Annotated in this window: 4 protein-coding genes and 1 pseudogene; 1 reads left to right on the top strand and 4 read right to left on the bottom strand. The window is 33.0% G+C overall.

The window, feature by feature from the left end:
- Positions 1 to 92 (top strand): annotated as a pseudogene (locus DQG13_RS31695) (class I SAM-dependent methyltransferase); the annotation flags it as partial.
- A gap of 52 nt (positions 93 to 144) precedes the next feature.
- Here DQG13_RS31695 and DQG13_RS30160 read toward each other — a convergent pair.
- The 4 genes from DQG13_RS30160 to DQG13_RS30175 form a co-directional block, all read right to left on the bottom strand.
- Positions 145 to 810, bottom strand: coding sequence for an ABC-2 transporter permease (locus DQG13_RS30160; RefSeq protein WP_113023899.1), 666 nt, complete (start codon positions 808 to 810; stop codon positions 145 to 147).
- Between the two features lie 3 nt (positions 811 to 813).
- Positions 814 to 1,563, bottom strand: coding sequence for an ABC transporter ATP-binding protein (locus DQG13_RS30165; protein WP_113023900.1), 750 nt, complete (start codon positions 1,561 to 1,563; stop codon positions 814 to 816).
- Positions 1,564 to 1,719: 156 nt separating this feature from the next.
- On the bottom strand, positions 1,720 to 2,586 hold the full coding sequence (locus tag DQG13_RS30170) for a radical SAM protein (RefSeq protein WP_397334032.1): 867 nt from the start codon (positions 2,584 to 2,586) through the stop codon (positions 1,720 to 1,722).
- Between the two features lie 128 nt (positions 2,587 to 2,714).
- The gene (locus DQG13_RS30175; protein WP_113023902.1) at positions 2,715 to 3,023 is read right to left on the bottom strand and encodes a hypothetical protein; all 309 of its coding nucleotides are present in this window, start codon (positions 3,021 to 3,023) and stop codon (positions 2,715 to 2,717) included.
- Between the last annotated feature and the right edge of the window lie 284 nt (positions 3,024 to 3,307).

Below are 3,307 nucleotides of genomic sequence, written 5' to 3' on the forward strand. Positions count from 1 at the left end.
TGGGCAGGGTGCTTGCCCCTGGGGGAAAGTTCATTATCGACTTCCTGAATGCCAGCTATGTGGAAAAGAACCTGGTGCCCCATTCGCAGCGTTAATTCTTTATTTTTTACCATAGAGCTTTTTCATTATTATAAACAATACACTTTAAAGTTCTTTTTTGGAATAAATTCTGATCGATGTAATTATTGATACTAATCCAATAAAACAGGCCAATAAAATGGGAAGAATGAATTGCAAACTGACAGGTATATTCTCAATCAATCGTTTTATGCGGATCAGATCAGATAAGGTGGAGAAACGTGAAACGATAAAGGGAATAATGACCAATGCTAAAGTGTATACATATTTTGTCTTTTCATAACCAATTTTATATTCCAGAGGTGTGACAATACCAAAAAAGATACAGACAAATAAAAAAACGGGGCCAATCATGGAAACATGAAAGTCTCCAAAATATTTAGGGGACAGTATGGAAAAAATCGCAAACATTAAAGTTGAATATAAGAACATCATCAAGATAAACGAATATTTGGCAACAACCAACAATTTTCTGGTGTAAGGAGTTGCAGAAAGCAATGCTTGAGCTTTAGGATATTTTGCTTCAATGAGCGAAGCAGAGCTAGATATGATGAATTGCACAAATATGGTTTCCAGACAGTAGGCCCAAGCACCGGAGTTTTTACCTATGATCGGACTTAATTGTGCGTTTATAAATAAAGGGATAGCAATTGTAATTAGAATAATTGCAGGAAGATAGCTTTTAACCAATAAGAATTCTTTCTTTACGAGATGAAATAAAGGTTTTAACATCTTCTATTTTCCTCCCCTCAAGCAGGTCAAAACGATTTCCTCTAAAGTTGGGGATGAAATTTGGGAAGGATCCCCTTCCTGTACGGATTTATGAGATGCGAGCAACTGTGCTTTGTCACGATTCAAGATAATATTTCCTTTGTCTATTAAGAGAATGGCATCTGCAATAGTCTCTAAATCAGAGGTGATGTGAGTAGAGAAAAGCACGCTTTTTCCTTTTTGTGATACATATTCCAATAGCAGTTGATGGATTTCACTGCGTACAAGCGGGTCCAGTCCGCTGGAGGGTTCGTCTAAAATCAAGAGATCTGCCTGATGTGACAATGCTAGGGAAAGGGCGTATTTGACACGCATTCCTTTTGACAGGGTAGAGATTTTTTGTTTGCGATCTAAATGAAATCGGTCCAAATAGCTCTTAAAATCCATCTCGGACCAAGTCGAATATGCTGGAGCGATGACACTCTTCATCTCACTTATTGTTAAATGTTCATAAAAATACCCTTCATCAAAAACAAACCCAATTCGATTTTTTATTTCTTTCTCATGCTCGATAAAATCTTTCCCGAAAATCTTTATATTACCTGCATCCTTAAGCGTTAGCCCAAGAATTGTCCTAATGGTTGTAGTTTTTCCAGATCCATTCACTCCAATAAAACCTGTTATTGTATTTTCAAAAAGCCTGAAGCTTACATTGTTCAAAGAAAAGGTAGGGTAACTCTTGCGTAAATCCTTTACTTCCAGGATAGTCTCCATTTTGTTCTCTCCTCGTCAAAGCATAACGAGCCATGGTTATGAGCGCCAAACCCTCTACCAGAGTAGTTTTAACGATTTATGCGATTTTTGCATTACGAAATAGAGGGTTTTGTAGAGTATGTCTGGCGAGTCGTCGCGTTATCTATACTTTATACTTTATGCAAACAACCTTTTCTTAATATCATTAGGAACAACTTCATTGTACCAATTGCACTTTTCTTTTAATTCATTTGCTTTTATTAAACTCCTTAAAATACATTGATAACAAAAATTGTAATTTTCACATTTTTTACATTCTTCCGATGTTTCTTTAACTGTAGGCAAATTTATAAAACTATTAATAAATTCAAAATTATCGTTATACAAGTCTTTTATGTTTTTTTCAAATACATTCCCAAAGTTACTATTAAAATATTTCAGGTTATCCATGTTACAAAGTTTTATATCCCCTTTAGCAGTAATTATACAGTGAGACGTAAGAGCACCACAATTATTTCCATGTTGAGCTATTGGAACATCAATTAAATTGAGAAAATTCTTATATGTATTATTTATTCTAACTAATGATTCATCAAATCGAACCAATTCTTCTTGATTTAATAACAGTTCAGAATGATCCACCGCTCGGCCAATAGGAATTACTAAAGAAACTCCATAATGTGCAATTCCTAAACTATGTACCCAATTAGCGATTGGTTCAAATTCGTCAAGATTTTTAGGGGTAATAATAGTAGCTACTCTCATCTTGACTTTTTGTTGCGCTAAAAATTCTATATTTTTTCTGGCATTTTCCAGAACAGAATGAACTTTAGTAAACCATAAAAGGTATTCCTTATCAAAACTATGCATATCTATTTGTACAAAAATTTTATCTTTATTTTTAACAATTGTATTCAATAAACGATCGTTTAAATTCAAACCATTACTCAATAAAGATATTTGGACGAAATTTAAACTGCAGGCAAACTCTATAATTTCTGTGATTTGTGGATGAATAGTAGCTTCTCCGCCAGTAATTTCAATTGTTGAAACCTAAATCTTCCAAATTTTAAGAATGGAAACAACATCGTTGTAACTCATTGTGTATGAAAGTTTATTTTCAAATTCACCATAACAGTGAATACATTTCATATTACACTTTTCTGTTAGTTCTATATTGCTGCTTTATATAATGATAATGTCGCTTTTGAACTAATGTCAGCACGTGTGATTTCTTTCACAAGATCACATGCAATTATAAATGTCTTTAGAAAGAAAATAAGTAAAATGACTTGTATTACATATTTATAATCCCCTACTAAAAATCCATAATCCATCACTTTTTGATTAAGCAGCGGAATATAAATATTTACTCCAGCTGATAAAAGCAATAATAGTAAAACCAAAATAATTTTATATTTGAAGGGTCTGATTAAGCTAAATAGATTTTTAAAATTATCTTTTGAGGAATTTAGTAACACAATAGTCTCTCCTCCTTACCTTTTCTTCTAAAAAAATATATAGGGCTCAATTTAATATCCAATATTTATATAGTTTTTTCCCAGAAATATTATTCTAATTCCTTAATTTAGGATATACCAAATGGTTTTACATGTAAATAGGTTGATAGAAATGAAATTAATTATAATATAGTAATGGTTACACATATGATGCAATGCGTAATTCCATCCTTCCCCTCCCATTAACCCGTTGTTGCGCTGCCGTGGTATACTGGGTAAAGAATCTGCAGCAACCAGCAAGATCA

It is taken from the genome of Paenibacillus sp. YN15 (genome assembly GCF_003285005.1).
Taxonomy (GTDB): Bacteria; Bacillota; Bacilli; order Paenibacillales; family NBRC-103111; genus Paenibacillus_AR.